Annotated in this window: 28 protein-coding genes and 2 pseudogenes; 20 read left to right on the top strand and 10 right to left on the bottom strand. The window is 73.6% G+C overall.

The features are described from left to right. Nucleotide 1 precedes the first annotated feature (1 nt). Nucleotides 2–2,464 (top strand): FAD-dependent oxidoreductase, encoded by a 2,463-nt coding sequence (locus F8568_RS11405; protein WP_151593495.1) that lies wholly within the window; start codon nucleotides 2–4, stop codon nucleotides 2,462–2,464. Between the two features lie 114 nt (nucleotides 2,465–2,578). On the opposite strand, the gene F8568_RS11400 is transcribed toward F8568_RS11405, so the two are convergent. Together F8568_RS11400 and F8568_RS11395 are read right to left on the bottom strand one after the other, a co-directional pair. Continuing rightward, nucleotides 2,579–3,037 carry an SRPBCC family protein gene (locus F8568_RS11400; protein WP_151593494.1) on the bottom strand — a complete coding sequence of 153 codons (459 nt, stop codon included), beginning with the start codon at nucleotides 3,035–3,037 and terminating at the stop codon, nucleotides 2,579–2,581. Between the two features lie 78 nt (nucleotides 3,038–3,115). Then, complete coding sequence (locus F8568_RS11395; RefSeq protein WP_456236959.1) at nucleotides 3,116–3,283, bottom strand: CGNR zinc finger domain-containing protein; 168 nt, start codon at nucleotides 3,281–3,283, stop codon at nucleotides 3,116–3,118. A 168-nt stretch (nucleotides 3,284–3,451) separates the two neighbouring features. Between F8568_RS11395 and F8568_RS11390 the strand changes: the two genes are divergently transcribed. Beyond that, entirely contained in the window at nucleotides 3,452–3,589 is a 138-nt protein-coding gene (locus tag F8568_RS11390) for a hypothetical protein (RefSeq protein ID WP_160573586.1), read from the top strand. Between the two features lie 51 nt (nucleotides 3,590–3,640). On the opposite strand, the gene F8568_RS11385 is transcribed toward F8568_RS11390, so the two are convergent. Further along, nucleotides 3,641–4,066 (bottom strand): PPOX class F420-dependent oxidoreductase, encoded by a 426-nt coding sequence (locus F8568_RS11385; RefSeq protein WP_151593493.1) that lies wholly within the window; start codon nucleotides 4,064–4,066, stop codon nucleotides 3,641–3,643. 85 nt (nucleotides 4,067–4,151) lie between these two features. Further along, on the bottom strand, nucleotides 4,152–4,862 hold the full coding sequence (locus tag F8568_RS11380) for a hypothetical protein (protein WP_202124797.1): 711 nt from the start codon (nucleotides 4,860–4,862) through the stop codon (nucleotides 4,152–4,154). A gap of 401 nt (nucleotides 4,863–5,263) precedes the next feature. Between F8568_RS11380 and F8568_RS11375 the strand changes: the two genes are divergently transcribed. Genes F8568_RS11375 through F8568_RS11365 form a run of 3 tightly spaced genes read left to right on the top strand, consistent with a single transcriptional unit; the run spans nucleotide 5,264 to nucleotide 7,354 of the window. Beyond that, entirely contained in the window at nucleotides 5,264–5,869 is a 606-nt protein-coding gene (locus tag F8568_RS11375; protein ID WP_151545513.1) for a sigma-70 family RNA polymerase sigma factor, read from the top strand. Then, a complete protein-coding gene (locus tag F8568_RS11370) occupies nucleotides 5,866–6,594 on the top strand; it encodes an anti-sigma factor family protein (RefSeq protein ID WP_151593492.1) in 729 nt (242 codons plus the stop codon). Before F8568_RS11375 ends, F8568_RS11370 begins: the two co-directional genes overlap by 4 nt. Before the next feature lie 55 nt (nucleotides 6,595–6,649). Then, entirely contained in the window at nucleotides 6,650–7,354 is a 705-nt protein-coding gene (locus F8568_RS11365; protein ID WP_151593491.1) for a hypothetical protein, read from the top strand. Here the strand turns inward: F8568_RS11365 and F8568_RS11360 are convergent. From F8568_RS11360 to F8568_RS11345, 3 genes are all read right to left on the bottom strand, one after another. Beyond that, the gene (locus F8568_RS11360) at nucleotides 7,351–8,187 is read right to left on the bottom strand and encodes an ABC transporter permease (protein ID WP_151593490.1); all 837 of its coding nucleotides are present in this window, start codon (nucleotides 8,185–8,187) and stop codon (nucleotides 7,351–7,353) included. The genes F8568_RS11365 and F8568_RS11360 overlap by 4 nt on opposite strands. Continuing rightward, nucleotides 8,184–8,606 carry an ATP-binding cassette domain-containing protein gene (locus F8568_RS11355; protein ID WP_160573585.1) on the bottom strand — a complete coding sequence of 141 codons (423 nt, stop codon included), beginning with the start codon at nucleotides 8,604–8,606 and terminating at the stop codon, nucleotides 8,184–8,186. Before F8568_RS11355 ends, F8568_RS11360 begins: the two co-directional genes overlap by 4 nt. A 294-nt stretch (nucleotides 8,607–8,900) precedes the next feature. Continuing rightward, nucleotides 8,901–10,124, bottom strand: coding sequence for a CaiB/BaiF CoA transferase family protein (locus F8568_RS11345; RefSeq protein ID WP_151593489.1), 1,224 nt, complete (start codon nucleotides 10,122–10,124; stop codon nucleotides 8,901–8,903). Nucleotides 10,125–10,271: 147 nt separating this feature from the next. Here F8568_RS11345 and F8568_RS11340 point away from each other — a divergent pair, with 147 nt between their 5' ends. The 7 genes and pseudogenes from F8568_RS11340 to F8568_RS50285 all read left to right on the top strand — a co-directional run bounded on the left by F8568_RS11340 (nucleotide 10,272) and on the right by F8568_RS50285 (nucleotide 18,107). Continuing rightward, the gene (locus F8568_RS11340; RefSeq protein ID WP_151593488.1) at nucleotides 10,272–11,750 is read left to right on the top strand and encodes an aldehyde dehydrogenase family protein; all 1,479 of its coding nucleotides are present in this window, start codon (nucleotides 10,272–10,274) and stop codon (nucleotides 11,748–11,750) included. 23 nt (nucleotides 11,751–11,773) lie between these two features. Then, a complete protein-coding gene (locus F8568_RS11335; RefSeq protein ID WP_160573584.1) occupies nucleotides 11,774–12,652 on the top strand; it encodes an NAD(P)-dependent oxidoreductase in 879 nt (292 codons plus the stop codon). Further along, complete coding sequence (locus tag F8568_RS11330; RefSeq protein WP_202124796.1) at nucleotides 12,645–13,466, top strand: N-acyl homoserine lactonase family protein; 822 nt, start codon at nucleotides 12,645–12,647, stop codon at nucleotides 13,464–13,466. The genes F8568_RS11335 and F8568_RS11330 overlap by 8 nt, the downstream gene beginning before the upstream one ends. Before the next feature lie 18 nt (nucleotides 13,467–13,484). Next, nucleotides 13,485–14,642, top strand: coding sequence for an acyl-CoA dehydrogenase family protein (locus F8568_RS11325; RefSeq protein ID WP_151593486.1), 1,158 nt, complete (start codon nucleotides 13,485–13,487; stop codon nucleotides 14,640–14,642). Continuing rightward, complete coding sequence (locus F8568_RS11320) at nucleotides 14,639–16,741, top strand: acetate--CoA ligase family protein (protein WP_151593485.1); 2,103 nt, start codon at nucleotides 14,639–14,641, stop codon at nucleotides 16,739–16,741. Before F8568_RS11325 ends, F8568_RS11320 begins: the two co-directional genes overlap by 4 nt. A gap of 217 nt (nucleotides 16,742–16,958) precedes the next feature. Further along, nucleotides 16,959–17,456, top strand: a pseudogene (locus F8568_RS50290) (MmgE/PrpD family protein); the annotation flags it as partial. Then, on the top strand, nucleotides 17,430–18,107 hold the full coding sequence (locus F8568_RS50285; protein ID WP_407924467.1) for a hypothetical protein: 678 nt from the start codon (nucleotides 17,430–17,432) through the stop codon (nucleotides 18,105–18,107). The pseudogene F8568_RS50290 and the gene F8568_RS50285, both read left to right, overlap by 27 nt. A gap of 99 nt (nucleotides 18,108–18,206) precedes the next feature. Here the strand turns inward: F8568_RS50285 and F8568_RS11310 are convergent, their stop codons facing one another. Beyond that, nucleotides 18,207–19,124 (bottom strand): SDR family NAD(P)-dependent oxidoreductase, encoded by a 918-nt coding sequence (locus F8568_RS11310; RefSeq protein WP_160573583.1) that lies wholly within the window; start codon nucleotides 19,122–19,124, stop codon nucleotides 18,207–18,209. Nucleotides 19,125–19,265: 141 nt separating this feature from the next. Between F8568_RS11310 and F8568_RS11305 the strand changes: the two genes are divergently transcribed. The 7 genes and pseudogenes from F8568_RS11305 to F8568_RS11290 all read left to right on the top strand — a co-directional run bounded on the left by F8568_RS11305 (nucleotide 19,266) and on the right by F8568_RS11290 (nucleotide 23,486). After that, a complete protein-coding gene (locus tag F8568_RS11305) occupies nucleotides 19,266–20,285 on the top strand; it encodes an LLM class flavin-dependent oxidoreductase (RefSeq protein ID WP_151593483.1) in 1,020 nt (339 codons plus the stop codon). Then, nucleotides 20,282–21,076 carry an SDR family NAD(P)-dependent oxidoreductase gene (locus tag F8568_RS11300; protein ID WP_151593482.1) on the top strand — a complete coding sequence of 265 codons (795 nt, stop codon included), beginning with the start codon at nucleotides 20,282–20,284 and terminating at the stop codon, nucleotides 21,074–21,076. Before F8568_RS11305 ends, F8568_RS11300 begins: the two co-directional genes overlap by 4 nt. A gap of 54 nt (nucleotides 21,077–21,130) precedes the next feature. Then, complete coding sequence (locus F8568_RS46720; RefSeq protein ID WP_202124795.1) at nucleotides 21,131–21,322, top strand: hypothetical protein; 192 nt, start codon at nucleotides 21,131–21,133, stop codon at nucleotides 21,320–21,322. After that, a complete protein-coding gene (locus tag F8568_RS46715) occupies nucleotides 21,319–21,450 on the top strand; it encodes a hypothetical protein (protein WP_202124794.1) in 132 nt (43 codons plus the stop codon). Before F8568_RS46720 ends, F8568_RS46715 begins: the two co-directional genes overlap by 4 nt. Further along, a pseudogene (locus F8568_RS50995) lies at nucleotides 21,402–21,683 on the top strand (aldehyde dehydrogenase family protein); the annotation flags it as partial. The gene F8568_RS46715 and the pseudogene F8568_RS50995, both read left to right, overlap by 49 nt. 62 nt (nucleotides 21,684–21,745) lie before the next feature. Further along, on the top strand, nucleotides 21,746–21,922 hold the full coding sequence (locus tag F8568_RS50990; protein WP_202124793.1) for an aldehyde dehydrogenase family protein: 177 nt from the start codon (nucleotides 21,746–21,748) through the stop codon (nucleotides 21,920–21,922). Nucleotides 21,923–22,073: 151 nt separating this feature from the next. Further along, the gene (locus F8568_RS11290) at nucleotides 22,074–23,486 is read left to right on the top strand and encodes a family 1 glycosylhydrolase (RefSeq protein ID WP_151593481.1); all 1,413 of its coding nucleotides are present in this window, start codon (nucleotides 22,074–22,076) and stop codon (nucleotides 23,484–23,486) included. A 52-nt stretch (nucleotides 23,487–23,538) separates the two neighbouring features. Here the strand turns inward: F8568_RS11290 and F8568_RS11285 are convergent, their stop codons facing one another. Next, on the bottom strand, nucleotides 23,539–23,811 hold the full coding sequence (locus F8568_RS11285; RefSeq protein WP_151593480.1) for a hypothetical protein: 273 nt from the start codon (nucleotides 23,809–23,811) through the stop codon (nucleotides 23,539–23,541). Between the two features lie 19 nt (nucleotides 23,812–23,830). On the opposite strand from F8568_RS11285, the gene F8568_RS11280 reads away from it, so the two are divergent. After that, nucleotides 23,831–24,064 carry a hypothetical protein gene (locus F8568_RS11280; protein WP_202124792.1) on the top strand — a complete coding sequence of 78 codons (234 nt, stop codon included), beginning with the start codon at nucleotides 23,831–23,833 and terminating at the stop codon, nucleotides 24,062–24,064. A 22-nt stretch (nucleotides 24,065–24,086) separates the two neighbouring features. Here the strand turns inward: F8568_RS11280 and F8568_RS11275 are convergent, their stop codons facing one another. Continuing rightward, entirely contained in the window at nucleotides 24,087–24,533 is a 447-nt protein-coding gene (locus F8568_RS11275; protein ID WP_151593479.1) for a VOC family protein, read from the bottom strand. Nucleotides 24,534–24,766 lie beyond the last annotated feature (233 nt).

Below are 24,766 nucleotides of genomic sequence, written 5' to 3'. Positions count from 1 at the left end.
CATGGGCGCGTCCCGCGAGAGCGCCGAGCACGCCGACACCGTCGTCATCGGCTCCGGGTTCGGCGGCTCGGTGGCCGCGTACCGGCTGGCGGAGGCCGGGCGGCAGGTGGTGCTGCTGGAGCGCGGGCAGCCGTACCCGCCGGGAAGCTTCCCCCGCTCCCCCGCGCAGATGCACCGCGCGTTCTGGGACCCGGCGGCCGGGCTGTACGGGATGTTCGACGTCTGGAGCTTCGACGGCTGCGACTCGGTGGTGTCGGCCGGCCTCGGCGGCGGCTCGCTGATCTACGCGAACGTGCTGCTGCGCAAGGACGAGCACTGGTTCGTGCACGACCAGCCGATGCGCGGCGGCGGCTACGAATCGTGGCCGATCTCCCGCGCCGACCTCGACCCGCACTACGACGCGGTCGAGGAGATGCTGGGCGCGACGCCGTACCCGCTGGACCAGGCGCCGTTCGACGACACCCCGAAGACGCACGCGATGCAGGACGCCGCCGCCGAGCTGGGCCTGGACATCACACTGCCGCCGCTCGCGGTGAGCTTCGCCGACCGCCCCGGCGGCACGCCGGGCATCAGCCTGCCGATCGCCGACCCCGGCTACGGCAACCTGCACGGGGTCGGGCGGCGGACGTGCCGGCTGTGCGGCGAGTGCGACATCGGCTGCAACGAGGGCGCCAAGAACAGCCTCGACCACACCTACCTGTCGGCGGCGGCGCACCACGGCGCCGACATCCGCACCTCCCGCGAGGTGAAGGCGATCCGGCCGCGTCCGGGCGGCGGGTACGAGGTCGACTACGTCCACCACGCCGACCTGACCGCCCAGGAGAAGCGGCCGCGGGTCGCGACCATCTCCTGCGACCGGCTGGTCCTCGGCGCCGGCACCTACGGGACGACGTACCTGCTGCTGAAGTCGCGGGAGGCGTTCCCCGGGCTGAGCGAGGCGCTCGGCACCCGGTTCAGCGGCAACGGCGACCTGCTGACGTTCCTGCTGAACGCCAAGGACCGCAACCGGGTCCGGCCGCTGGACGCCGCGCGCGGACCGGTGATCACCACCGCGATCCGGCTGCCGGACGAGGTGGACGGGGTGCCCGGCGCGGGCCGCGGCGCCTACATCGAGGACGGCGGCTACCCCGGCTTCACCGACTGGATCGTGCAGGGCTTCGACACCGGCCACGAGATCGAGCGCGCCGTGCGGTTCCTGTGGAGCCGGTTCACCGAGTTCTTCAAGGACGCGCCGGACACCAACCTGTCCAAGGAGATCTCCGACCTGATCGGGGACGGCGCGCTGACGGTCAGCTCGCTGCCGCTGCTCGGCATGGGCCGCGACACCGCGGACGGCCGGCTGCACCTGAAGGGCGGGCGGCTCGCCGCGGACTGGACGGCCGAGACCAGCGAGGCGCTGTTCACCCGCGTCCGCAAGACCATGCAGGGCATCGCGGACGTGCTCGGCGCGCACTACGCCGACAACCCGATGTGGTTCCGCAAGCGGATCATCACGGTGCATCCGCTGGGCGGCGCGCCCATGGGGGCGCATCCGGGCGAGGGCGTCTGCGACGCCTTCGGCGAGGTGTTCGGGTTCCCGGGCCTGTACATCGCCGACGGGGCGGCGATGCCGGGCCCGGTGGGCCCGAACCCCTCGCTCACGATCGCCGCGCAGGCCGACCGGCTCGCGACGCGGCTGCTGGAGGACCTGCCCGCGCCGGGGGGCGCGGGACGGGCGGAGGGTGCGGGGACCGTCCCGTCCGACACGGGGGCCGAGCCGGCCGGGGGTGCCGGCTCGCCGGACGGGGCGGGGCGCGACTCGGCGTACGGCCAGGGCTCGGGGAGCCGCGGGGGTCCGGGGGGACCGTCCGCCGCGGCGCCCGGCCGTACGTCGCTGTCGTTCACCGAGGAGATGAAGGGGTCCATCACCTTCGGGGAGCGCGACCCGCGGGTCGGGGAGCGGGCCGACGGGCGGATCCCGCTGTCGTTCCGGCTGACGATCACCGCGCACGACGTGGACCGGTTCCTGGCCGAGCCGGGCCACACCGCGACGGCCGAGGGGTGGGTCGACGCGCGGGGGCACGGGGGCCGCCGCGAGGTGGAGCGGGGGTGGTTCAACCTGTTCGTCCCGGACGGCGGGGAGGACCGCCGGCTGATGAAGTACCGGCTGTACTTCACCGACGGGGCGGGCCGGCCGCTGACCCTCGCGGGGCACAAGAACGTCCTGCACGGTCCGCCGACGCGGATCTGGCCGGACACCTCCACGCTGTACGTGCGGCTGCTGGAGGGGCACGTCCCGGAGGAGGCGGAGGACGGGGCGCCGGTCGCGGGGGCGGGCGTCCTGCACATCCAGCTGTCGGACTTCGCGCGGCAGCTGACCACGTTCCGCACGTCCGGTCCGGGCGGGGTGGAGTCGCTGCTGCGGTTCGGCCGGTTCTTCGCCGGGGAGCTGTGGGAGGTCTACGGTCCGGATCACGCGGACTGACCGCACCGGGCCGGTTCGGGGGATCGGGGGTTCAGAACGTGCAGGCCGAGGGAACTGCGGGGTGCTCTCGGCCTGCACCTCTTTTCCGGCCGCCCCTGCCGCGGCGGGGGCGGCTCAGAGGTCGCCGGCGCGGCGGGCGGGGCAGTCGGGCGGGCAGTGCTCGGCGTGCGCGGGCAGCCAGCGGGTGAAGGCGTCGATCATCGCCTTCAGGCCGAGGCGCAGCAGCGGGCCGGTGCCGGGGATCAGCGGCTCGAAGCGGGAGTTCCAGCGGATGAACGTGCCGGTGCCGCGCTGGTCGAGGTACACGTCGGAGCGGTAGCGGCGCAGCGGCAGGCCCTTGAGCGCGATGTAGGCGAAGTGGGTGTCGGGCTCGTAGGCGACGGTCTGCTCGGCGGCGGGCCAGATCGCCTTGACCGCGCCGACGCCGTAGGTGGAGGTGTCGCCCTTGCGGGTCTGCTTGGCCGGGGTGGGGAACTTGCCCCACGCGCCCCACGCCTCGGGCACGGCGAGGTGCCGGAAGACCTCTCCGGGCGCGGCGGTGGTGGCGGCGGTCGCCTCGATCTCGTACGCCATGCTGTGCCCCTCCCGGTCGTGATTACCGCACGGTAGCCAGCCGGGTACCGGCGCACAAGCCCTTCACGTCGGCGGTGGTCACGCGGTGTGTGCGCGCGCACGGAACGCGGCCGTCTTGACGCGGTTCTGGCAGGCGGTCGAGCAGAACCGGCGCTTGCCGTTGCGGGAGGTGTCGACGTAGACGCGGTCGAGCTGGCCACCCTGCCGCGGCCCGGCGGGCTGTTCCTCAACGGCGACAACCTGCACGTCGACGACGTCTCCCCCGGCCTCGCCGGGGGAGACGACGCGCTGCGCGAGCGCGGGATCGCGCGCCGCGCCGCCGCCGGCGCCCGCCCGGAGAACTGGGAGCAGTGGTGGAAGGCGATCGGCGCCGACCCCGCCTTCGCCGAGCTGCGCGGCGCGAGCACCGAGGAGGTGACCGGCCACCACGGCTCGCCGTCGCGGCTGCTGTCCGCGCACGCCGACGCGCTGCGCGCCGCCGGGTTCGCCGAGATCGGCACCCTGTGGCAGCACGGCGACAACCGTCTGCTCGCCGCCCTCCTCCCCGGCTGAGCGGTGTCCGGCGCCGGGCCGGGCGCGTCGGCGGCGGCGCCCCGGCCGGCGTCAGCGGGCCATCCCGTACAGGTGCTCGACGTGCAGCTTCACGACCAGCCGGCCGTCCTGCACCATCACGCGCCGGTACTCGTCCCAGTCGGGGTGCTCGCCGCGGATGTCCCGGTACACCGCGACCAGCTCCTCCACCGCCGCGTCGTGCGGGTCGGCGGCCACCTCGCTCAGCTCGGCGGTGCCCTCGGCGACCGCGTACGACCAGCCGTCCGGCGCGCTGACGTGCAGGCTCGCCCGCGGGTCGCGGCGCAGGTTGCGGGCCTTGGCGCGGTCGGCGGTGATCGAGACGCGGATCAGCCGGGACGCCGCGTCGAAGTGGTAGTTGACGTTGGACAGCTGGGGCCGCCCGTCCCGCTTCAGCGTGGCCAGCACGCCGAGGTCCCGCTCCTGCAGCAGTTTCACCAGCGCCGCGTCGTCCGCCATCGTATGCCTCCCGGTTCGTGATCGTCTCCTGGGCACAACCGCGCCCGGTTCCGATCACTTCCCGGTCGGACGGCCCGGACACCGGTCAGCGCGCCGCCAGCGCCGGGAAGTCGAACACGCGGGCGTCGCCGGCGGGAACGTCCCCGCCCGGCCCGCCGCTGCCGCCGCTCTGGCCGCCAGGGCCGCCCGCCGGGGCGAGCACGGCCCCGTCGGTGAGGATGTGGCCGCGGAACACCGCGCCCTTGGCGGTGACCTTGATCGGGTGGAACGCCTCCGGGCGCAGCGCGCAGAACCCGGTCCGCACCACGTCGTCGAAGAGCGAGTCCGAGACCACGTAGGCCAGGTCGCGCTCGGGGTCGTCGGACAGCAGCCGGCGCAGCGGCCCGGCGTCCAGCAGCCGCTGGACGACGATGGGCGCGTCGCCGGCGGGCCCGAACGGCCCGGCGGTCATCGTGCCGTGGTGCAGCGAGAGCCGCACCCGCAGCCGGAACCGCGCGCCCGCCCCCAGCGCCGCGCGGTTGATCTCGCGCAGCGCGCCCGCCAGCCCGATGACGAAGTCGCCCGCCACCGGCGCGGGGTCGATCCCGTCCGGGAGCGTGGCCAGCTCGCCGTCGCCGCCGACCTGCTTGTCCCAGCGGGACCGGTCCAGGCCGACGCCGCGCGCGGCGCGGTCGAGCGTCTCCGACAGCTGGTGCTGGGCCAGCAGCTGCTCGCTGGTGTCCCGCTTGCTGTATCCCTGTATGTCCACCGCCATCAGCAGGCGGTAGTGCAGCGGCTGTCGCTCGTTCCCTTCCACTCCGAATCCGCCCCTCGTCCTCCGAGCAAATAGAGGGCCGGTTGCCCCGCATTCGCTCCACTGTGGAGTGAGTGTTGCCTGATGGAGGATCGCCGCGGTCGTCCGGTGTCATAGGGGGGGTCGTGCGTCGCCTCCTCCGCTCTCGTGTGACGTCGTTTCCGGTCACTTGGACGGGACGGCGGCGCCGTCGGCGCCCTCGAGTAAGTAATACCTAGCGAACAAGGAAGGGCGCTACCGGAATAACCACCGCAAACCGGCGGGCGGGGCCGCGGGGCCCATGCCGTTCCGGTCCCTTTTGAACCGGCCGTCGCCTCCGTCGCGTACTGCCTCCCGACGCGACACCCGGCGCACCCACCGTCCCGTGCGCCGCGTCCCCGCCCCCGCACCCGCCGGAGAGCACGATGGCCAACAGATCGTCCACCGCAGCGCCGTCCCGCGCCCGCCCGCCCGCCGCGTCCGGCCCGTGGAGCTGGTTCCGCGGCCCGCGGCCCGCCGGCGCGGTCGACGACCAGGTGATCGTGACCGAGCTGTACCGGGTGTACGGCCGGCCGCTGCTGTCGTTCGTGCTGCGGCTCACCGGCGGCGACCGGCACTGGGCCGAGGACGTGGTGCAGGAGACCATGATCCGCGCCTGGCGCAGCGCGCACCAGCTCGACGAGAACGCCGCGTCGCTGCTGCCGTGGCTGGCGACCGTCGCGCGCCGGATCGTCATCGACGACCAGCGCCGCAAGAACGCCCGGCCGCAGGAGGCGGGCGAGGGGCCGCTGGAGAACATGCGCGTCCCCGACGGGCTGGAGGACCTGCTGCGCTCGGTCGTGGTGTCGGAGGCCCTGCTCGCGCTGTCGCCCGCGCACCGCGAGGTCCTCAACGAGACCTTCTTCCGGGACCGGTCGGTGAACGAGGCCGCCCGGCACCTCGGGATCCCGGTCGGGACCGTGAAGTCGCGGGTCTACTACGCGCTCAGGGCGCTGCGGGTCGCCCTGGAGGAGAGGGGCGTGACGCCATGACCGCGCCCGCCGCGCACGTCGACGTCGGCGCCTACGCGCTCGGCCTGCTGGAGGAGCCGGACCGGCGCGCGTTCGAGGCGCACCTGTCGACCTGCCTGCCGTGCCACGAGGAGCTGGCCGCGCTCTCCGGCGTCGCCGCGACGCTGGACGGCATCGGCCCGATCGCCGAGGCGCCGGGCGGGCTGCCCGAGCCGGCGCCGGTGCCCGAGCTGCTGCGCCGCCGCATCCGGCGCGAGCGCCGCGGCCGCACGGCGCGGGCGCTGGTTGGCGCCGCCGCCGGGCTCGTCCTGCTGGGCGGGGCGCTCGGCGCCGGGTACACCGTCGGCGCCGACCGGTCCCCCGCTCCCGCGCGCGCTTCGGGCGGCGCCGACGCCAGTGCCGCCGCGCTGCTGCGCGACGGGCACCAGGTGAGCGCCTCCGACGCGGGGACGGGCGCGTCCGGGACGGTCTCGATGCAGGGCACCGCGTGGGGCAGCCGCGTCGCGCTGCAGCTCAGCAAGGTCCGCGGGCCGCTGGAGTGCGAGCTGGTCGCGGTGGACGGCGCGGGCCGCGCGCACACCGTCGTCGGCTGGTCGGTCCCCGCCAAGGGGTACGGGCTGCCCGGCTCGGCGCAGCCGCGGCTGACCGTGCAGGGCGGCGCCGCGATCAAGCCCGCCGACATCACCCGGTTCGAGGTCCGCACGCTCGGCTCCGGCGCGCGGACGCTGCTCACCGTCCCCGCCTGACCGGCGGGTCAGGGCGTGGCGGGGACCACGGGGGCGGGTCGCCTAGGCTGGGCGGATGAGCAGGACCCGACCGTCCCCCGGCCCGCGGCTGATGCTGCCCGGCCTCCGCGAGGTCTACGCGGCGTTCGTCCGGGAGGCCGGCGCGCTGCCCGCGCTGCCCGGCGCGCTGCAGGCCGAGGTGTGGACGTCCGCGCAGCTCGGCACGCTGGAGGCCGCGGCCCCGCACGAGGCGGGCCGGCGCGCCGCGCTCGGCGACCTGATCATGTCGCTGCGGGCCGCCGCGACGCCCGGCGCCCGCACGTTCCTGCGCGCGCTCGCCGCGATCGGCCCGCAGGTGGGCCGCACCGCCGCGGGCAAGGCGGCGGACGCGCTGCGCGACCTTCCGGCGCCGCCGTGGGAGGGCATGCTCGGCCGGGTCGTCCCCGGGCAGGCGTGGCTGATCCAGGAGGGGCCGCTGGACGGCGACCGCCTGGTGTGCGAGTTCCGCTACGCCGACGCGGGCACCGCCGGCATGCACGCGCTGGCGGCCCGGCTGTCCTACGGCGGCTCCCCCACCGAGGTGGTGATCGTCGGTGACGTCCCGGCGCTGATGACGGCGGCGCGGCAGGCGATGCAGGCCGAGCTGTGCGTCGTCCAGCCCTACGACGCGGCGGCAGCGGGCGAGCGGCTCCGCACCGCGCTGAACGGTACGGAGCCGCTACCCCAGGCGTGCTACCCGGCGCTGGCCCTCGCCCGGCACCGGGCCGCGCTGCTGGCCTAGCGGCCGAGGGCGCGGTAGCGCCGGACGGCCAGCGGGAAGAACACCGCCGTGATCGCCAGCGGCCACGCGACCGCGAGTAGGACGCTGTGCCCGGCCGCCCACGAGCCGCTCGACAGGGCGTCGCGGGACGGGTCGCCGAACAGCTCGCGGCAGGCGGTGACGGTCGCCGACATCGGGTTCCATTCGGCGATCGCGCCGAGCCAGCCCGGCATGGTGCTCGGCGCGGCGAGCGCGCTGGACAGCAGCCCGACCGGCCACACCAGCACCTGGATCAGGGTGACCGACTCCGGGCCGCGGGCGAGCAGGCCGAGGTACACCCCGATCCAGATCAGCGCGAACCGCAGGAGCAGCAGCAGGCCGAGGCCCGCGAGCGCCCGCGCGATCCCGTCGTGCACGCGCCAGCCGATCGCGAGCCCGCACAGCGCCATGACCGCGAGGGAGGCGAGCGCCTCCGCCATGTCGGCGGCGCCGCGCCCGACGACGACCGCCGACGGCGCCATCGGCATCGCCCGGAAGCGGTCGGCGATGCCCCGCGCGGCGTCGACGGCGATCGCGGTGAAGGTGCTCTCGACGCCGAACACCATCGTCATCGCGAACATGCCGGGGATGATGAACGCCCGGTACTCCCCGCCCGGCACGTCCACCTGGCCGCCGAACAGGTAGCCCATCATCAGGACGACGACCACCGGGAACAGCATGCTGACGGCGAGCTGGTCGGCGCTCTTGATCCGGTGGGTCAGCGCCCGCGCGGTGAGCGTCCAGCCGTCGGCGGCGGCCCACCGCAGCCGGCCGAGGGAGGTCGGCGGGGCGGGCGGAATGTAGGGCGCGGTCACGCGGGCACCTCCTGGTCGTGGGCCGGCCGGTCGGTCCCGGTCGCGGTACCGCCGGTGAGGTGCAGGAACACCTCGTCGAGGGTGGGGCGGCGCACGCCGATGTCGGCGACCCGCACGCCCGCCTCGTCCAGCGCGCGGACGGCGCCGGTGAGCGCGGCGACTCGGTCGGGGACGGGCGCGCCGACCGTCAGGGCGGCGGCGTCCACCTCGGGTTCGGCGCCCGACAGCCGGCCGGCGATCGCGGCGGCGGCGCCGAGCGCGCCGGGGTCCTCGACGACGATCCGCAGCTGGTCGCCGCCGAGCCGGGACTTCAGCCGCTCCGGGCTGCCCTCGGCGATCACCCGGCCGCGGTCGATCACCGAGACCGCGTCGGCGAGGCCGCCGGCCGCGAGCACAACGGCGCCGTCGGCCCCGTCCACGCCTTCGAGTTCGGCCTCGCCCGCATCCTCGACGGCATCCAGGCCCTCGTCGACTCCCGCACCCGCCCCCGTTGAGTTGGGGGGGGGGGGGGGGGGGGGGGGGGGGGGGGGGGGGCGAGGGGGGGGGGGGCGGGGGGGGGGGGCCGGGGGGGGGGGGGGCGGGCTGGGGGGGGGGGGGGGGGGGGGGGGGGGGGGGCCCCCGGGGGGGGGGGGGGGGGCGGCCCCCGCCCCCCGGGCGCGGTCCGCGGATCCGCGGGACTCGCCGCCGTCCGGGATCGGCGGGGCCTCGGCCCGTCACCGCTGCTCGACGGCACCGCCCGTGATCAGGCCGCGGGCCTCGGCCGGCGAGAAACCCCAGTCGAGGAGGACCTCCCGTGAGTGCGCGCCCGGCAGCGGGGGCGGGCCGGCGATCGCCGCGGGCGTCCGGTCGAAACGCGGAGCGGGCGCCGGCTGGGTCACGCCGAAGGCCCGCGAGTAGGAGCCGCGCGCGACGTTGTGCGGGTGCCGGACCGCCTCGGTGACGCTGAGCACGGGCGTGACGCAGGCGTCCGTCCCGTCGAACACCTCGGTCCACTCCTCGCGGGTGCGGGTTCGGAAGATCTCCGCGAAGAGGCGCTTGAGCTCCGGCCAGTTGGCCGGATCGTCGCGGTCGGGCAGCTCGGCGATGTCCAGGCCGAGGCCTTCCACGAGGAGCGCGTAGAACCGGGGCTCGATCGGCGCCACGGCCATGTAGCGGCCGTCGCTCGTCTCGTAGCTGTCGTAGTACGGCGCGGCGCCGTCGCAGAAGTTGCTGGCCGGCTCGTCGATCCAGCGCCCCTGCGCCATCATCGAGTGGACGAGCGTGGTCAACGAGGCGACGCCGTCCACCATGGCGGCGTCGACGACCTGCCCGTGCCCGGACGCGCGGCTCTGCAGGAGCGCGCCCAGCAGCCCGAGCGCGAGCATCAGGCCGCCCCCCGCGAAGTCGGCGATGAGACCGGGCGGGGTCGCCGGCGGCTCCGTCCCGCGGCGCAGCAGCGAGAGCGCCCCGGTGAGCGCCTGGTAGTTGAGGTCGTGCCCGGCCATCGCGGCCATCGGCCCGGTCTGCCCCCAGCCGGTCATCCGGCCGTAGACGAGCCCGGGATTGCGCTCCAGGCACGCCTTCGGCCCGAACCCGAGGCGTTCGGCCACCCCGGGGCGGAAGCCCTCGATGAACAGGTCGGCCCGCTCCACCAGCCGGAGCAGCGTGTCGAGGCCCTCCCGGCGCTTCAGGTCGATGGTGATCGAGCGCCGCCCGCGGCTCAGGGCGTACCGGTCGGCGCCCTTCTCCGGGGTGCCCGGACGGTCCACCCGGACGACCTCGGCGCCGAGGTCGGACAGCAGCATCGCGGTGTAGGGGGCGGCCCCGAGGCCGGCGATCTCGATCACGCGGACCCCGGCGAGCGGCCCGGCGGTGCCCGGGTTCGCCGGCCGCCCGTTCTCCCGCGCGCCGCCGGCGGCCTCCTCCGGGCCGGTCGCGGCCTCCGACTGTCCCTGCACGTGCACCCCTTACGTGATGGCGGTGACTTGCTATGATTAAGTTAAACTATATAACTATAGGCGCGAAGTGGTCCGGATACGGGTGAAGCGCCGGCGGGTTCGTGCCGGCCGTCCGCCCGCCCGGCCGGCACGAGGGAATGGACCGCCATGACAGACGACTCCCGATCGCGTCGGCTCCTCCAGGAAGCGCGGCTCCCTGAGGTCCTGACGGCCGTGGTCGGAGGCAAGCCCCTCCCGCGCGGGCACGGCACGCTGATGGACATCGACGACCCGGCCGAGGAGACGACCGTCGGCCGGTTCGAGGAGACGCAGGCCGGCGACGTCGCCGCCGCCGTCGAGGACGCGCACGCCGCCTGGCGCGGCTGGTCGCGGCTCGCCCCGGTGCGGCGCGCGCGGCATCTGGCGGACATCGCCGCCAAGCTGACCGAGCACGCCGACCTGCTCGCCCGGCTGGAAACGCTCGACTCCGGCAAGCCGCTCTCCCAGGCGCGCGCGGACATCGCCGGCAGCGCACGCTACTTCGAGTACTACGCGGGCCTCGCCGACAAGATCCACGGCGAGACGATCCCGCAGCCCGAAGGCACCTTCACCTACACGATCCGCGAGCCGTACGGCGTCGTCGCGCACATCACGCCGTGGAACGCGCCGCTCACCCAGATGACCCGCGGGGTGGCGCCGTGCCTGGCCGCGGGCAACACGGTCGTCGTCAAGCCGTCCGAACTGACGCCGCTGACCACGGTCCTCGCCGCGCTGCTCATGGTGGACGCGGGACTCCCCCCGGGCGTGTGCAACGTCGTGCTCGGCCCCGGGGCCACCACGGGCGAGCAGCTGACGGCCCACCCGCTGGTACGGCACATCACCTTCACCGGCTCGGTGGCCGGCGGGCGCCGGGTCGGCGCCGTGGCGGCGGAGCGGATCGTCGACGTCAACCTCGAACTCGGCGGCAAGTCGCCGACGATCATCTGCGCCGACGCCGACCTCGACGCCGCCGCGCGGGCCGGCGCGCTCGCGGTGATCCGCAACTCCGGCCAGTCGTGCTTCGCGACGACCCGGCTGCTGGTCGACCGGGCTGTGCACGACGCGTTCGTCGAGCGGCTGGCCGGGCACGTCGCGGGTCTGTCGGTCGGGCACGGCCTGGACGACCCGGACGTCGGCCCGCTCATCTCGGCCCGCCAGCGCACGCGCGTCCTCGACCACGTGGAGCGCGCCGCCCGCGACGGCGCCCGCGTCGTCGTCGGCGGCGGCACGCCCGCCGGCGCGGAACGCGGCCACTTCGTCCTGCCCACGCTGCTCGCCGACGTCACCAACGACATGCCCGTCGCCCGGCAGGAGATCTTCGGGCCCGTGCAGTCGGTGCTCGCGTTCGAGTCGCTCGACGAGGCCGTCGAGATCGCGAACGACACCGAGTACGGGCTGTCCGCGGGCGTCTTCACCCGCGACGTCGGCACCGCGCACCGCGTCGCCGCGGCGCTGCAGGCCGGGCAGGTGCAGGTGAACCGCTACACCGGCGCCGGGGTCGAAGTGCCCTTCGGCGGCTACAAGAACAGCGGCCTGGGCCGGGAGAAGGGCACCGAGGCGATCACCCACTACACCCAGCTCAAGAGCGTCATCGTCGCCACCGCATGAGCGGCTCCACGGAGGGTTCGAACATGGCAGACAAGCCTGTACTCGGTTTCATCGGCCTCGGTGTGATGGGGTCGCGGATGTGCGCGAACCTGATCCGCCGATCGGACGCGAACGTGGTCGTCTACGACCCGGTGGCGGAGGCGGCGGACGCCGCCGCGGTCCTCGGCGCCCGCAAGTGCGGCGACGCCGCCGAGGTCGCGCGCATCGCCGAGATCGTCTTCCTGTCGCTGCCGAGCATCCGCGAGGTGGAGACGGTGTGCGCCGACCTCGCCGGCGCCCCGGACCGGCCCCGGATCATCGTCGACATGAGCACGAGCGACGTCGGGCGGACGCGCGCGCTCGCCGCCCGCCTGAAGGACCGGGGCGTCGCGCTCGTCGACGCGCCCGTCGCGCGCCTGCGCCAGGCCGCCGAGGACGGCACGCTCCTCATCACCGTGGGCGCCGACGAGCCGCTGTTCGCCGAGCTGAAGCCGTTCCTGTCCTGCATGGGCAGCGACGTCGTCCACGCGGGCGGCACCGGCAACGGCCAGGTGATGAAGATCCTCAACAACATGGTGCTGTTCCTGAACATGAACGCGCTCGCGGAGGCGCTCACCATCGGCCGCGCGGCAGGGGTGGACGGCGCGCTGCTGTTCGAGACCCTCGCCCTCGGATCGGCGGACAGCTTCGCGCTGCGCAGGACCGCGACGGCGACGATGATCCCCGACGAGTTCCCGGTGCGCGCGTTTCCCACGAACTACGCCATCAAGGACCTGGCGCTCGCCCTGCAGCTCGCCCGCGACGAGGGCATCGACGTCCCCGCCGCGAGCCAGACCATGGACCTGCTCGAACGCACCCGTGACGCGGGATACGGCGAGAACTACTACCCCGCGATGATCAAGCTGGTGGACGGCCGTGGCTGACCGCTCTCCGCTCCCCGAGTGGGAGGTCTGGGCCCTGCGCCTGGGCTCGGTCGACCGCCCGGCCCGCGACAACTTTCTGATGCCCTGCGCCCGGTCCGGCGCCATGCGCCTCGACTTCACGATGTGGGTCGCCAGCTACGGTGGTCACACCGTCGTCGTCGACACGGGCTTCAGCGAGCGCGCGGGCGACCGCCGAGGACGGCGCCTGGACCTGCGGCCGGCCGAGGCCGTCCGGAGAGTGGGGGCGGATCCGGGCCAGGTCAGCGACGTCGTGCTGACGCACCTGCACTTCGACCACGCGGGGAACATCGGCGACTTCCCTGGTGCGCGCGTCAACGTCCAGGCCGACGAACTGGCGTACACGACCGGGAAGCCCATGACGCACGAGGCCCTGAACCACTTCTACGAGTCCGACGACATCGTGGACGTGGTCAGGCGGGTCCACGCGGGCGACGTCCGGGTGGCCGAGGGCGACGTCGAGCCGGCTCCCGGGCTGGAGCTGCACCTCGTCGGCGGCCACACCCGCGGCCTGCAGATCGTCCGCGTCCACACCCGCCGCGGCTGGGTCGTGCTCGCCTCCGACGCGCTGCACTACTACGCCAACTTCCAGGAGCGGAACCCGTTCCCGGCGATCCTCGACCTCGGCAGGCTCCTCGACGGCTACGAGCGCCTCGGGGAACTGGCGTCGAGCCCCGACCACATCGTCCCCGGGCACGACCCCGAGGTGTTCGAGCGCTACGCCGATCCCGACGCCGGCCTCCCCGACGGCGTGGTGGCCCTCCACACGCCTCCGGCGACCGTGCCGGCCCACTGACGAAAGCTGGACAGTTTCATGGACTTCTCCCTGCCGCCCGAGGTGGACGAGTTCCGCCGCTCCGTCGAGTCGTTCTCGACCGAGCGGCTCGCTCCCGAGGCCCACGCGCGGGCGCACTCCGCGGACTACCCGTGGGACGTCGCCAAGGCCATGGCGGAACAGGGCCTCCTCGGCCTGACCATCCCGGAGGACAAGGGCGGTCAGGGCGCCGGCCTGCTGGCGGCGATCACCGCCGTCCAGGCCGTGGCCAAGGGATGCCCGCGCAGCGCCGACGTCGTCCAGGCGGGCAACTTCGGCGCGATCAGGACGTTCGCCGAGTACGCCACGCCCGGCCAGCGCGAACGCTACCTGCCCGGCCTGCTGGCGGGCGAGACGCTGATCGGCCTGGGGATGACGGAACCGGAGGCCGGGTCGGCCGTCACGGATCTGCGCACGTCGGCCACCCCGAAGGGCGACGGCTTCCTGATCAACGGGACCAAGATCTTCTCGACGCACAGCGCGGAGGCGACCGTCTTCCTGGTGTACGTGCGCTTCGGGCCCGGCGTGGGCGGCATCGGGTCCGTCCTGGTGGACCGCGACACCGAAGGGCTGACGATCGGCGAGCCGTCGATGTTCATGAACGGCGAGCACTGGTGCCAGCTCTACTTCGACGACTGCTACGTACCGCCCGAGCAGGTCCTGCTGGGCGAAGGCGGCTTCAAGCGGCAGATCAGCGGCTTCAACGTCGAGCGGCTCGGGAACGCGTCCCGGTCGATCGCCCTCGGGCGCTACGCCTTCGACCAGGCGACCGAGCACCTCAACACGCGGTTCCAGTTCGGCCGGGCGCTGGCGGAGTTCCAGGGGCTGCAGTGGATGTTCGCCGAGGCGGCGGTGAAGCTGGAGTCGGCCCAGCTGCTGCTGCACCGGGCCGCCCTCGCGGGGGACCGGGACGGCATCCCCTCGGCCTACGACACCGCGGTCGCCAAGTTCGCCGCCAACCAGGCCGGCTTCGGCGCCGCCGACGTCGCGATGCAGGGCATGGGCGCCACCGGCTTCAGCACCGAGTCGCTGGTGGAGTACTGCTTCCGCCGGACGCGCGGCTGGATGATCGCGGGCGGTTCGACGGAGGTGCTGAAGAACCGGATCGCCGAGCACGTGTTCGGCCGGCGCTTCAGCCAGCGCGGCGGCGCCTCATGAGCGCCGTGCCCGCCGGGCCCGCGGCTCCCTCCTGGTACGACGCGCTGCTCCATCCGGACACGGTCGCGATCCTCGGCGCGTCCGGCACCCCGGGCAAGACGACGGCGCGGCCGCTGGAGCACCTGCGTCTGCACGGCTGGCGCGGAGAGGTGTTCCCGGTCAACCCCGCGCGCGACTCGGTCCTGGGGGAGCAGGCCTGGCCTTCGGTCCGGGCGCTCCCGGTGGTGCCGGACCACGTCCTGATCCTCACCGGGGCGGACCAGGCCGTGGAGGCGGTCCGCGAGTGCGCCGGGCTCGGCGTCAAGGTGGCCACGGTCCTGGCGGACGGCTTCGTCGGCGGCTCGGGCGACGGGGCCCGCAGGCGGGCGGAGCTGCGCCGGATCCTGGACGGGAGCGACCTGAGGCTGCTCGGGCCGAGCAGCCTCGGCGTCGCCGCCCCCGGCCGCCGCTTCGCGTTCACCGCGAACGCGGCCTTCGCCGAACCCGACCTCGACGACGGCGGCGTGTTCGTCGCCTCCCAGTCCGGCAGCGCGATCGGGGCGCTGCTCTCCCGGGGCAAGGAGATGGGGATCGGCTTCCACGGCATGGTCTCCACCGGCAACGAGGTCGACCTGACGCTCGGCGAGATCTGCCTCGCCTCGGTCGACGATCCGCGCGTCCGGAGCTACGCGCTGTTCCTGGAGAACCTCACCGCCGCCGAGGACCTGCGCGCCTTCGCGCGCGCCGCAGCCGAGCGCGGCAAGCCGGTCCTGGCCTACAAGCTGGGCCGGACCGAGGCCGGCGCAGGCCTCGCGGTCGGGCACACCGGCGCGCTCGCGGGGGACGACGCGGTCGCCGACGCCCTGCTCAAAGACCTCGGCATCGCCCGGGTGCGCACCTTCGAGGCGCTCCTCGAGGGCCAGAACCTCGCGGTCGGCCTGCCGATCCGTCCGGCCGGGGCGGCACGGGCCCGGGTGTGCGTCGTCTCCACCACGGGCGGCGGCGGCGCCATGGCGGTCGACTGCCTGGCGGCGGCGGGCGCCGAGCTTCCCGGGCCGTCGGCGGAGACGGCGGAGCGGCTCGCCCGCGCCGGCGTCGACGCCGGAGGCGGCGCCCTCATCGACCTCACCCTGGCGGGGACCCGCTACGAGGTGATGAAGGGCGCGCTCGATATCGTGCTCTCGGCGCTTGAGTTCGATGCCGTGGTCGCCGTGCCGGGCAGTTCCGCGCGCTTCCATCCCGAGCTGGCCGTGAAGCCGATCGTGGACAGCGGGGGCTCGGGCACGCCGCTCGCGGCCTTCGTCGTCCCCGCGGCGCCGGAGGCGCTCCGGCTGCTGAGAGCCAACGGCATCGCCGCCTTCCGCACGGCCGAGTCGTGCGCCGACGCCCTCACCGCGGTCTTCGACCGCCGGCCACCGACCGACCGAGCCCACTACGCGGCGCCCACGGGGACCCCGTCCACGGTCTTGGACGAGGCGGAGTCGTACCGGGTGCTCGACGGCATCGGCGTTCGCACCGCGCAGTACGCCGTGCTCGATGCGCGCGACCTGCCCGGTGACCTGCCCGTCCCCGGGCCGGCAGCCGTCAAGGTCCTCTCGTCCGAGGTGCCGCACAAGTCCGATGTCGGCGGGGTCGTCCTCGGGGTGGCCGACGGTGCGGAGCTCCGGGGCGCCGCCGAGCGCATCCGGCGCTCGGTGCGGCAGCGGGTGCCCGGGGCCGCGGCCGACCGGCTTCTGGTGCAGACGATGGTGCGCGGGCTCGGAGAGGCCCTCGTCGGGTACAGGTACGAACCGGACGTGGGGCCGGTGGTCGTCCTGGCGGCCGGCGGCGTGCTGGCCGAGCTCTACCAGGACCGCAGCGTACGGCCCGCCCCTGTCGATCTCGCCGCCGCGCGCGAGATGGTCGGTGAGGTCGTCGCCTTCCGCGCGCTCGGCGGCTACCGCGGCGCGCCCCTCGGGGACCTCGATGCGCTCGCCGACGCCGTGGTCGCCTTCTCCAGGCTCGCGGAGCTGGAAGGCCCGCCGGTCCTGGAGGCGGAGGTCAATCCCCTCATCGTGCTCCCGCAGGGAGAGGGCGTCGTCGCGGTGGACGCGCTCGTGCGCCGCGAGAGGGAGGGCTGACGCATGGTGCAGGCCAAGACCGTCGCCCAGGAGCTCGCGGCGCTGGCGACGGCCATGAGGACGACGCCGCTGAGCACGGACACCGCCGAGGCCGCAGAGCGGGCGCTCGTGGACTGGCTGGGCGTCACGCTGGGCGGCAGCCGTGCCGCACCGTCCGCGGCGCTGACCGGCGGATTCGGGCCACTGGCCGGACCGAGCCGCCTGCCTCGGCGGCGGCACGGCGCCGCCGCCCATCGCCGCGCTCGTCAACGGCACCGCCGCCCACACGCTGGAACTCGACGACATCTACGCCCCCGGGCTCTTCCACCCCGGAGCGCCGATCATCGCGGCGGCCCTCGCCGTCGCGGACCAGGCGGACGCTTCGGGCGATGGCTTTCTGCGCGCCATCGTGACGGGATACGAGGTCGGCTGCCGGGTCGCCGCGGATCTCGGCCCGGAGCACTACCGGAACTGGCACACCACGGGCACGGCCGGGAGCATCGGAGCCGCGGCGGCGGCCGCCGAGCTCCTGGGCCTCGACGAGCGGGCGGTCGCCCATGCGCTCGCCCTTTCCGCCACGATGGCGTCCGGTCTCCAGCAGACCTTCCGCGGCGACGCCATGGGCAAGCCCCTGCACGCCGGCAACGCGGCCCAGGCCGGAGTCGTGGCGGCCACCCTGGCGCGGGGCGGAGTGACGGGTGCGCCGGACGTGCTCGAAGGCCCATCGGGCCTCGGAGCGGCGACCGGGGGCGCGGCGTCCGGGTGGGCGAACTGCCGCGCGGGAGCCGGCCGCGGTCTCACCGTCGGGTCCATCAGCGTGAAGCCCTACCCGTGCTGCGGCCACGCCTTCGCCGTGATCGACGGGGTGCTGCTCCTCCGGGAGCGCGGGCTGGCGGCCGACGACGTGGAGCGGTTGGAGATCGGCACGTACGCGGCGGCGCTCGACGTCGCGGGCATCGCCCGCCCCGCGACGGTGCCGGAACGCCGCTTCAGCATCCCCTACCTCGCGGCCGTGGCACTGACCGAGGGCGCCGTCACCGAGGAGTCGGTCGAACGGGACAGGGACGACGGGCGCTTCTCCGAGCTCGCCGGAGCGGTCGCCCTGAAGGTCGAGCAGACCTACGAGGAGCGGTTCCCGAGCCGGCGCGGTGCCCGGGTGACGGCCGTGGCCCGCGACGGCCGCCGGATGACGGCGGAGATACCGGATCGCTCGGGAAGCCCGCAGAACCCGCTGCCCCAGGACCGCTTGGAACAGAAGTTCCTCGCCACCGCGACGGCGGTGCTGGGGGCGCGGAGCCGTGACCTGCTGGAGCAGGTCAGAGGGCTGCGCCACGGCGGGCGCGTCTGCGATCTCTTCCTCGGCGGCCAGGAGTCCGGCACCGCGTGACGACCGGAACGCCTGTGCCCCGGCCGCGCCTGTTCGGTCCGGGGCACAGGAGCTTCGCGGTGAGGCTCCCGAGTGGGGAGCCCAGCGGAAGCCGGGCCGTCAGGGCTTGGCGGGCAGCAGCCCGATCGGGCGGCCGGCGGGCGCGGCTCCGTACAGCTGCGGCATCGCCTCCACCAGTTCCTCCGCGGTCACCGGGCCGTCCGCGCGGGCGTGGTGGGTGGCGGAGATCGACCATGACTGCATGCGATTGACCTTGTCGCCGTCGATCCGCAGGACCTGCCCGGTGAGCCAGCCGGCGGCGTCGGAGGCGAGGTAGACGACCGCGCCGGAGGCGTTGGCCGGGTCGAGGGGGTCGAAGCCCTTCGCGCCGGAGTCGCCGTCGCCCAGCATGTCGGCCGTCATGCGGGTGGCGGCGATGGGGGAGATGGCGTTGACCGTGACCCCGTAGCGGCGCATCTCCATGGCCGCGATCGTGGTCAGGTTGGCGATGCCCGCCTTGGCCGCACCGTAGTTGGCCTGGCCGACCTGGCCGAACAGGCCCGTGCCGGAGGTGGTGTTGATGATGCGGCCGGCGACCGGCTCGCCGCGCTTGAACGCCTCCCGCCAGTAGGCGCACGCGTGCCGGGTGAGCCCGAACGTGCCCTTGAGGTGGACGGCGATCACCGCGTCGAAGTCTGCCTCCGTCATCGAGAAGATCATCCGGTCGCGGAGGATGCCGGCATTGTTCACCACGATGTCGAGCCGGCCGAACTCCTCGACCGCCGAGGCGACCAGCGCCTCGGTGGCCTGCCAGTCCGCGACCGAGGCCGCGTTGGCGACCGCGCGCCCGCCGAGCTCGGTGATCTCGGCGACCACCTCGTCCGCCGGGGACTCCTCGGCCTGCTCGCCGTGCAGGCCGGCGCCGAGGTCGTTGACGACCACGGCCGCGCCCGCGCGGGCGAGCGCCAGGCAGTGCGCGCGGCCCAGCCCGCGGCCGCCACCGGTGACGATCGCCACCTTTCCATCCAGAAGCCCCACGAGCGGCCCTCCTCCTGCGTTGACCCTGCGTCTATTATGAGCTTAATTATCTTACTGTATCTGATCTGGTGAGGCGATCGCGGGGCGCCCCCTTGTCACTTATAGATAAATAAGATAGATATTTTAGTCGAAGGAGTTGAGATGAAGGTCGGTCTCTGGTTCGATCTGCGCAACCCGCCCCGCTGGCGGCGGGATCCGGCGCGCCTGTACGCGTTCATGCTGGAGATGTGCGAGGAGGCGGAGCGGCTGGGCGCCGACTCCCTCTGGTTCTCCGAGCACCACGGGTTCGAGGACGGATACCTCTCCCAGCCCCTCACCTTCGCGTCCGCGGCCGCGGCCCGCACGAGGCGTGTCCGGATCGGGACCGGCATCCTCATCGCCCCGCTCCGCAAGACCGTCCAGCTGGCGGAGGAGGCGGCTGTCGTCGACCTGGTCAGCGGGGGCAGGCTCGACCTCGGGCTCGGCGCCGGCTACCGGGTGCCGGAGTTCGAGACGTTCGGGGCCGACATCAGCGCGCGTTACCGCACTCTCGACGCTCAGGTGGGGGAACTGCGTCGGCTCTGGGGCGAGGACGGCGTCACGCCCGGCCCGGTCCAGGAGCAACCGCCCATCTGGCTCGGCTACCAGGGACCCAAGGGCGCCGAACGGGCGGGGCGGATGGGGGAGTGCCTCCTGACGGCCAACGGCGAGTCCTGGCCCCACTATCGGGACGGCCTCGTGGCGGGCGGACACGATCCGGCGAGCGCGCGCATGTCCGGTGGGATCGACGGTTTCGTCACCGAGGACCCCGAGCGCGACTGGGCGCTGGTGGCTCCGCATACGGCCTACCAGTTCGACAGCTACCGCCGCTACATGGTGGAAGGCACCGGACGCCCCGTGCCGCGGCCCGTGGATCCCGACCGGCTGCGGTCGCGCGGTCCTGGCCGCCCGCTTTCCTCGTTCCTCTTCGACACTCCGGAGAAAGTCGCCGCCGGTGTCAGGGAGTACGTGGCCGGGGCACCGGTCGAGACCGTCTGGTTCGGCGCGTCCGTCGCCGGGATGCCCGAGGCCGCCGTCGCTCAGCACGTCAACGTCATCTGCAACCGGCTCCGGCCGCTGCTCCAGGACGCCGGCTCTCCGGTCTCGGGGGCCGGTACCGATCACAGGGGGACCGCACGATGAAGAGGCTCAAGGACAAGATCGCGATCATCACGGGTGCCGCTTCCGGAATCGGCGCCGCGACGGCGCGGCGCGTCGCCGCCGAGGGAGCGCGGACGGTGGTCGCCGACCTGAACAAGGACGGCGCGGCCACGGTGGTGGAGAAGATCGCGGCCGCCGGTGGCACGGCGATGGCCGTCGAGGTGGACCTCGGGGACACCGACTCGGTGCGAGCGATGGTCGACAGTGCGGTCTCGGCATTCGGCGGTCTCGACATCCTGCACAACAACGCCGCGGCGACCCACCTCGCCGCACGGCGGGACCTGCCGGTCGCCGAGGCCGATCCCGCTGTCTGGGACGAGACCATGCGCATCAACCTCAGAGGCACGATGGTCGCCGTCCAGGCCGCGGTCCCGCACATGATCGCCCGCGGCGGAGGCTCGATCATCAACACCTCGTCCGGATCCGGGCTCGCCGGTGACCTGAGCAATCCCGCCTACGGCGCGTCCAAGGCGGCGCTGATCAACCTGACCTGGTACGTCGCCACCGAGTTCGGCAAGCAGGGCGTCCGCTGCAACAGCATCACGCCCGGCTTCATCGTGACCGAGGCCAGTTCCGGATCCGCGCACGGCGCGATCCAGGACACGATGCTGCGCCACCACCTCACCCCGCGGCTCGGCACGCCCGAGGACGTCGCGGCGGCGGTCGTCTTCCTCGCCTCGGACGAGGCCGCCTTCATCACGGGACAGACCCTCGGCGTGGACGGCGGCCTGCTCGTGCACCAGCCGTACGTCGCTGACATGCGCCGCAGCTGACCGGAGCCGCGGACGCGGCTCCGGCACACCCCGCCCCGCCTCGAGGAGAGAGCAGTGGTCACCGTCGACGTCGAACTGCACAGGAGCAAGGCGGCAACGGACCTCCCGCGTCCGCGCCTGATCATCGGGGGTGAGGACGTCCTCGAGGTGAGCGGCGGTTTCCACGACCACGTCGATCCGGCGACCGGCGAGATGCAGGCGCTGTTCGTGGATCTGGCACGTCGGGCCGGAACCCGGACGGCGTGATCAACGTCGTCACGAGCCTGGCCGAGGCGGGCGAGGCCATGGTGATCCATCCGGCCATCGACAAGATCTCCTTCACGGGCTGGCCGTCGGCGATCCCCTCGACCCCGCCACCTACATCGGTCCGCTGATCAACGTCGCCGCCCGCGAGCGCGTCGAGGAAATGATCGAAAAGGCGGTCGCGGGGAAGGCCGGGCGGCTGGTCTTCTCAGGCGAACGCATCCAGGCGGAGGGCTTCTTCGTCGCGCCCGCGGTGTTCGCCGACGTCGGCAACAAGAGCAAATTGGCGCAGAAGGAGGTTTTCGGCCCCGTTCTGGCGATCACGCCGTTCGACACCGACGACGAAGGCGTGGGCCTGGCCAACGACAGCGAATACGGCCTTTCCGCCTACAACCAGTCCGCGAACGTCGACAGGCTTGATCGCCCGTGCCGCGCCTGCGGGCCGGGACCGTCTACGTCAACCCCGGTCCGAACCCGATCACCTGCGCGGGGATCCCCTTCGGCGGCGCCGGGATCAGCGGGTTCGGCCGCGAGGGAGGCAAGGTGGGGCTTGACGAGTTCATTCGCGTCGAGGGGGGGCGGCGTCGGGCGGCCCTGACCTGATCAAGCAGCGCGCCGGAGGGACGCGACGGCCTTCCGCGCCGCTGTACGGCGAGCGATCTCCCCACCATTGTCAGTGTCCGATTTCGGTGTTAGTGTCGGTCCATATTCAGGCCGAACCACCCCCCTTGTCGCGGCTTGCGGATGGTGAATCATGAGGAGCTCGGACCTGCGGAAGGCATTCCGGGGGGTCGACTGGAGCGTGGCCACGGCGGACGCCCTCGCGTCCCCGGACGCCATGCCGTGGCGGCCCGCCGCGTCCGGCCCGGCGCGCCAGTGGTCCCTCGATCTGGCCGCCGTGGTGGGCGAGGTCTCGCCGTCACCGCAAGTGATCGTCGGGTGGCCCCACCTCCAGCCCGAGGGGCCGGGCTCATGGGACTCCGAGGCGCTCGACCGGTGCGACCGGAGACTCGATCAGCTGCTGGAGCAGGGGCTCAGGCCCGGTCTCACCCTCCTCCACGTCGACATGCCGGCATGGGTCGACGCCTCGGACGGCTGGTTGAACCGGGACACCGCCGTGCGCTTCGCCGACTTCGCGGCGGTGGCCGCGGAGCATTTCGGCGATCGCGTCCACCGGTGGACGACCGTCAGCGACCTGCTCGTCCATTCCATCGCCGACTACGTCGCCGGAATGCTGCCGACGGGCCGAGGCGTCGGCATGCGCGGGCTGGTGGCCCTGCATCACGTGCTTCTCGGCGCGGGCCTTGCCACGCGGGCCGTCAAGAACGCGGACGACGGCGCCGAGGTGGGCACGGCGATGACATTGGTCGGGGGGTACGCGGCGACGGACGACCTTGCGGACCGTGTCGCCCTCAGCCAGATGGAGTACTGGGCTTACCGGCTGTTCCTCGATCCGTTGCTCCTCGGGCAGCACATGGCCGACGAGAACGACCGCTCCCCGGTGGAGGAGACCGGGTGCGTCAAGGACGGCGACATGGCGGTCATCTCAGCTTCCCTCGATGAGCTCGGGCTCGTCTGGCACGTGCCCACCAGGGTCGCGGCGCCCGAGAACCTGCCGAGGCTGCTTCCCGTGCGCCAGTGCTTCAGCGCGCTCAACGACGCGAACCGCGTCCTCGCGCCCCTGGGATTCGTGCTCGCTCCGATGGAAGCGGTGAAGACCACCGCCTACGGATGGCCGATCGTGCCCGAGGGCCTGGCGGACGCGGTCGCCGCACTGTACGAGATCTACGGCGATGCGCTGCCGCCCCTGCGCGTGGTCGACAACGGCATGTGTGACCTCGGGGCGGCGGACGCTCTGGACGATGACCGGGAGCGGCGGTCGGCCCTCACCGCCCAGCTCACCTGGCTGGCCCAGGTGATGGCCGAGGGAGTCCAGGTTCGCGGGTACGAGTACTGGTCGCTCGCCGACAACGCGGCCTGGAAACTGGGCTACACGCGGCACTACGCGATGGCGGCGGACGCCGGCCTTTATCCGCCGCAGCCCCGGATCCCGTCCGACTGGGTTCACCAGGATGCATTCGGTGGCCGGGTCGGCTTCGGGGTGGGGACGCCGGGTGTCCGGGGTAAGCGCACCCTCCATCCGGTCCAAACGGCGCGACGGCCGTGAGGCGCCTCCGGCCGACCTGACCGATGTGCCTCTGGCCGGGCATGGCCGATGATCAGCCAGAGGCGGCGGCGACGGGGGTCGCTCGGTGCAGGCAGTGGTCCACCCGCCGCAGGTAGTCGTCGAACGACTCGTCCGCAGGCCAGGTCTGATAGGCGGTGTTGCTCGCCGCCAGCGCCAGGTTCAACTGCAGGATCGCGGTCAGGTCGTCGGCGCCGGCGCGGGCCGTCACCCAGTCGTGCAGGTCGGCGCGGAACTGCTCGCTCATGGTCTGGGCCGACCGATCGAGGGCGGGCGGACGGATCTCGAGCCGGCGCTGCAGCGACATGCGCTCGCGCAGGGTTCCGTTGAAGTCCAGCAGGATCGCCCTCAGCTGCTCGGCACTGGGCGGGAAGTACTCGCGCCTGTTCGTCGGGCTGACCAAGGGCTGGTACACGCCGGGTCCAGAGGCGCCGACCTGCGAGGACATCGTCGAGCATCTGCCCGAGATCGACGACCGCGCGAGCTGTGACGTTCCGCTCAGCGGTCTCGACGAGATGGACACGGTCATCTCGGCCAAGCGCGGACTCGGCCGGTCCTAGCCGACGCCACGGGACGCAGTCCTCACGTCATTTCGGCGTCATGATCGCGAAGAGCGCTCCGGCAGGGTCGGCCAAGAGGGATCGGCGGCCGTGCCGGACCTCGGCGGGCGGCGACGACGGTGCCGCCCGATTCCGCCGCCCCGGCGGCCGACGCATCGCAGTCAGTCACCTGAATATGTGGGATCCATACCGCCGGTCGCTGGGCAGGCCAGGTCCCGTCCATGCGAGCCAGACCGGCGACCGGTTCTCCGCCGGCCGTCCAGTCGGCGCCAGAGGAGCCGTCCCCATCGTGTTCCACGGCACGCCAAGCGAAGACCTTCTCGTAGAAGCGGCGCGCAGCCTCGACATCAGGTGTCACGAGTTCTGCCCAGCGCATCGTGAACGGCTCGCCGGCGGCCGCGAACATCGGATAGTTACCGGGCTGCACAAGGCCGAAGTCGGCGCCCTGTGGATCAGAGCAGAGCGCCATCCTGCCGAGCCCGCTGTTCCGGGCTGACCAGGTCCAGCCACGCCGGCCGACCGATCGCGGCCTCGTTCGCATCGGGCATCGTCCGACCTCCAGAGCAGACGTATCCCCAGGCTATGGACGGTCACGCCATCGGAGCGGTCCGCCCGACGCTGAGGTTTGCATGGGGAGTGCAAAGTCTCGCAAGGAAGGCGGCGTGTCGGTGCGACCCTCGGGTGGCTCTTGCCGCCACTCGA

Source organism: Actinomadura physcomitrii, assembly GCF_008923205.2.
Classification (GTDB): Bacteria; Actinomycetota; Actinomycetes; order Streptosporangiales; family Streptosporangiaceae; genus Spirillospora; species Spirillospora physcomitrii.
This window is presented reverse-complemented; position numbering and strand designations above follow the sequence as displayed.

Excerpts from the sequence above, each read along its gene's own strand:
- F8568_RS11285 (WP_151593480.1), bottom strand. The coding sequence starts at position 23,811 with ATGTCGCTGCAGCGCCGGCTCGAGATCCGTCCGCCCGCCCTCGATCGG.
- F8568_RS11365 (WP_151593491.1), top strand. The coding sequence starts at position 6,650 with ATGAGCAGGACCCGACCGTCCCCCGGCCCGCGGCTGATGCTGCCCGGC.
- F8568_RS11300 (WP_151593482.1), top strand. The coding sequence starts at position 20,282 with ATGAAGAGGCTCAAGGACAAGATCGCGATCATCACGGGTGCCGCTTCC.
- F8568_RS11325 (WP_151593486.1), top strand. The coding sequence starts at position 13,485 with ATGGACTTCTCCCTGCCGCCCGAGGTGGACGAGTTCCGCCGCTCCGTC.
- F8568_RS11320 (WP_151593485.1), top strand. The coding sequence starts at position 14,639 with ATGAGCGCCGTGCCCGCCGGGCCCGCGGCTCCCTCCTGGTACGACGCG.
- F8568_RS11400 (WP_151593494.1), bottom strand. The coding sequence starts at position 3,037 with ATGGCGTACGAGATCGAGGCGACCGCCGCCACCACCGCCGCGCCCGGA.
- F8568_RS11275 (WP_151593479.1), bottom strand. The coding sequence starts at position 24,533 with ATGGCGCTCTGCTCTGATCCACAGGGCGCCGACTTCGGCCTTGTGCAG.
- F8568_RS11305 (WP_151593483.1), top strand. The coding sequence starts at position 19,266 with ATGAAGGTCGGTCTCTGGTTCGATCTGCGCAACCCGCCCCGCTGGCGG.
- F8568_RS11370 (WP_151593492.1), top strand. The coding sequence starts at position 5,866 with ATGACCGCGCCCGCCGCGCACGTCGACGTCGGCGCCTACGCGCTCGGC.
- F8568_RS11340 (WP_151593488.1), top strand. The coding sequence starts at position 10,272 with ATGACAGACGACTCCCGATCGCGTCGGCTCCTCCAGGAAGCGCGGCTC.
- F8568_RS11375 (WP_151545513.1), top strand. The coding sequence starts at position 5,264 with ATGGCCAACAGATCGTCCACCGCAGCGCCGTCCCGCGCCCGCCCGCCC.
- F8568_RS11290 (WP_151593481.1), top strand. The coding sequence starts at position 22,074 with ATGAGGAGCTCGGACCTGCGGAAGGCATTCCGGGGGGTCGACTGGAGC.
- F8568_RS11405 (WP_151593495.1), top strand. The coding sequence starts at position 2 with ATGGGCGCGTCCCGCGAGAGCGCCGAGCACGCCGACACCGTCGTCATC.
- F8568_RS11335 (WP_160573584.1), top strand. The coding sequence starts at position 11,774 with ATGGCAGACAAGCCTGTACTCGGTTTCATCGGCCTCGGTGTGATGGGG.
- F8568_RS11385 (WP_151593493.1), bottom strand. The coding sequence starts at position 4,066 with ATGGCGGACGACGCGGCGCTGGTGAAACTGCTGCAGGAGCGGGACCTC.